General features: G+C 75.6%; 4 protein-coding genes and 1 pseudogene. 4 read left to right on the top strand and 1 reads right to left on the bottom strand.

Features of this window, described 5'->3' with window-relative positions; genetic code table 11:
• Positions 1-724 (bottom strand): FAD-binding oxidoreductase (locus K4G64_RS38905; RefSeq protein WP_221760564.1); only part of this gene is annotated, 724 nt, incomplete at its 3' end.
• A 288-nt stretch (positions 725-1,012) separates the two neighbouring features.
• Here K4G64_RS38905 and K4G64_RS38900 point away from each other — a divergent pair.
• From K4G64_RS38900 to K4G64_RS38885, 4 genes and pseudogenes are all read left to right on the top strand, one after another.
• Positions 1,013-1,390, top strand: coding sequence for a Tat pathway signal sequence domain protein (locus K4G64_RS38900; RefSeq protein ID WP_221760563.1), 378 nt, complete (start codon positions 1,013-1,015; stop codon positions 1,388-1,390).
• A complete protein-coding gene (locus tag K4G64_RS38895) occupies positions 1,387-2,001 on the top strand; it encodes a class F sortase (protein WP_221760562.1) in 615 nt (204 codons plus the stop codon). The genes K4G64_RS38900 and K4G64_RS38895 overlap by 4 nt, the downstream gene beginning before the upstream one ends.
• A complete protein-coding gene (locus K4G64_RS38890; protein WP_031113208.1) occupies positions 1,998-2,489 on the top strand; it encodes an RNA polymerase sigma factor in 492 nt (163 codons plus the stop codon). Before K4G64_RS38895 ends, K4G64_RS38890 begins: the two co-directional genes overlap by 4 nt.
• Positions 2,473-2,711, top strand: a pseudogene (locus tag K4G64_RS38885) (hypothetical protein); the annotation flags it as partial. The gene K4G64_RS38890 and the pseudogene K4G64_RS38885, both read left to right, overlap by 17 nt.

Here is a 2,711-nt window from a genome sequence, read left to right as displayed (position 1 = left end):
GGGGGGTGGTGAAGGCCAGTTGGCGGCGCACGGGCCGCACGGGGAGGGGGACGCCGGCCAGGTCGCCGATGTGGGCCGACCAGGCGCCGGCGGCGCAGACGACGGTGGCGCAGTCGATGCGTCCGCGGTCGGTGCGGACGGCCGTGATCCGGTCGCCGGCGGTGTCGAATCCGGTGACGGTGGTGTGGGTGGCGAGGACGGTCCCGGCCCGGGCCGCCGCCCGCGCGTAGCCCTGGACGACGAGGCCGGGCCGGGCGTGCCCGTCGGCGGGCGAGTGGGCGGCGGCGACCAGTCCGTCGGTGCTGACGTAGGGGCACAGGCGGCGGGCCTCCCCGGGGGTGATCATGCGGCTGGGGACTCCGAGGGAGTTCTGCAGCCGGACGCCCGCCTCGAAGTCCGCGGCCTGTTCGTCGGTGGTGAGGAGGAAGAGGTAGCCGACGGTGTCGAGCCGGATGTCGGCTCCGGGGCGCTCGGGGAAGTCGCGGAAGGCGCGCAGGCTCCGGCTGCCCAGTTCGATGTTGAGCGGGTCGGAGAAGTGGGCCCGTACGCCGCCGATCGGTTTGCCGGAGCTCCCCCGGCCCAGCTCGCCGCGCTCCACGACGACGATGTTCCGCACTCCGGCCTCGGCCAGGTGGAAGGCGACGGACGTGCCCATCACACCGCCGCCGATGATCACGACGTCGGCGGTGCGGGGGACGGTGGGGAAGACGGGGGAGGAGGTCAACGGGCCATCCCTTCCGGGGTTCTGCACGTCGGAACGCCATCGTGCGCCGCGGTGGCCCCCGGCGTCGAGGACCGGAGGGTGGCCGCCCGCCGGAGCGTCCGGCAGGAGCCGGTGAGTGACGTCCACCGCCGGGACCAGGTGCCCGTGGGCGGCCCGGGGCCGCGGTCGGCCCGACTCCGGTGACTTTGCCATCTCTTTACAACCCGCCCCGGTGCCGCCTCGTCTCTCCGCACGAACTGTCACCCCGCCCGCCGACCGTCGGGCGGACCGACGAAGGAGTGCGATTCCATGCGCCGAACTGTCCTGAGCGTCCTGGCCCTCGCGGGCACCGCCGTCCTCATGGGCACCGGGCCCGCGTTCGCAGACGGGCCGGCGACCCCGAGCCCCGTCCCCTCGGACGCCGCTCCCTCCACCCGGCCGGCGGAGAGCGCGGAGCCGACCCGGGCACCCGAGCCGGCCCGCAAGACGCCCAGCGCGGAGCCGACCCGGGCACCGGCCGACGGCCAGGTCTCGGTGCGGCCGAGCGGCGCGCCCGACACCGGTGTGGCGGGGACCGACGCCTCCGGGACCGGCGGTACGGCGGTCGGCGCGGGCGCCGCCGCGGTGCTCGCCCTGGGCGGCGGCACGGTCTTCGTCGTGCGGCGCCGCCGGGCTACCGGGGCATGAGCTCGTTCTCCAGGCGCGCGTTCACGGCCGGGGCACTCGCGTCCCTGCTGACGGCGTGCGGGAGCCACGGCAACGGCGCACCCCGGCCGACGGCCACCGCCCGGCCGGTCCCGGCGAAGAAGGCCCGCCCCCTGGCCCGTTCGGTCCCGGTGCGGCTGCTGATCCCGGCCATCGGCGTCGACACCCCGGTCATCCGGCTGGGCCTGGCGGCCGACGGCACGGTGCAGGTGCCGCCGGTCACGGCCCACGACCGGGCGGGCTGGTACCGGCACTCGCCGACGCCCGGCGCGCGGGGCCCGTCGGTGATCCTCGGCCATGTCACGGTCGGCCCGTACGGCGACGGCGTCTTCCGCCGGCTCGCCCGGCTGCACCGGGGCGACCGGATCCTGGCGCGCCTGGAGAACGGCACCGCGGCGGAGTTCGCCGTCACGGCGGTGCGGACCGTCCCGAAAACCGACTTCCCGGCCGACGACGTCTACGGGTACGTGGACCGCCCGGAGCTGCGGCTGATCACGTGCGGCGGAGCGCGGACCGGCGACGGCTACGCGGACAACGTGATCGTGTTCGCGGCGCTGAGCGGTGCGAAGTCCCCCACCTCTGGAGAGCGTTGAAACGGTCCCGCGAGAAGGCAGCGTCCGAGCTGTTCGCCGCCCTCTACCCGCGCCTCGCCGGCTGGTGCCGCCGGCTCGTCGACGACGACGGGACGGCCCACGAGATCGCCTCGGAGGCGTTCACCCGGCTCTGGGCCCGCTGGACGTCCGTGGAGGAGCCGCGCGGGTTCCTCTACGTCACCGCGGCCAACCTGGTCCGGGACCACTGGCGCAAGCTGGAGCGCGAGCGCCGGGCCATGCACCGCGTCACCTCGGAGGCCGCCGTGCGCCCCCATCCCGAACAGGCCGACCCGTCGGTGCGGTTGCTCGTGCAGTCGCTGCCCGAGCGACTGCGCGTGCCGATCCTCCTCCACTACTACGCTGACATGCCGATCCGGGAGGTGTCCGCGCTGACCGGGCGCAAGGAAGGAACCGTCAAGGCCGACCTGCACGCGGCCCGGGAACTGCTCCGCGTCCACCTGAGGAGAAGCCTTGACCACACGCCTTGACGACGACGGCCCGGAGTCCGGCCCCGACGACCCGCTCGCCGTGATCCTGCGCCCCTCCTCCCCCGACTATCTGGGCGCGCCCCCCGGCCAGTACGAGACGATCCGCCGCCGGGCGACCCGCCGCCGCCTGCTGCGCACCGCGGCCGGGGCGGGCCTGTGCTGCGTCGCGGCCGTCCTCATCGCCGTCCCCCTGCGCCACACGGCACCCGAGCACCCGACAAC

Origin of the sequence: Streptomyces sp. WAC04114 (genome assembly GCF_019733245.1) — a bacterium.
Taxonomy (GTDB): Bacteria; Actinomycetota; Actinomycetes; order Streptomycetales; family Streptomycetaceae; genus Streptomyces; species Streptomyces massasporeus_A.
This window is presented reverse-complemented; position numbering and strand designations above follow the sequence as displayed.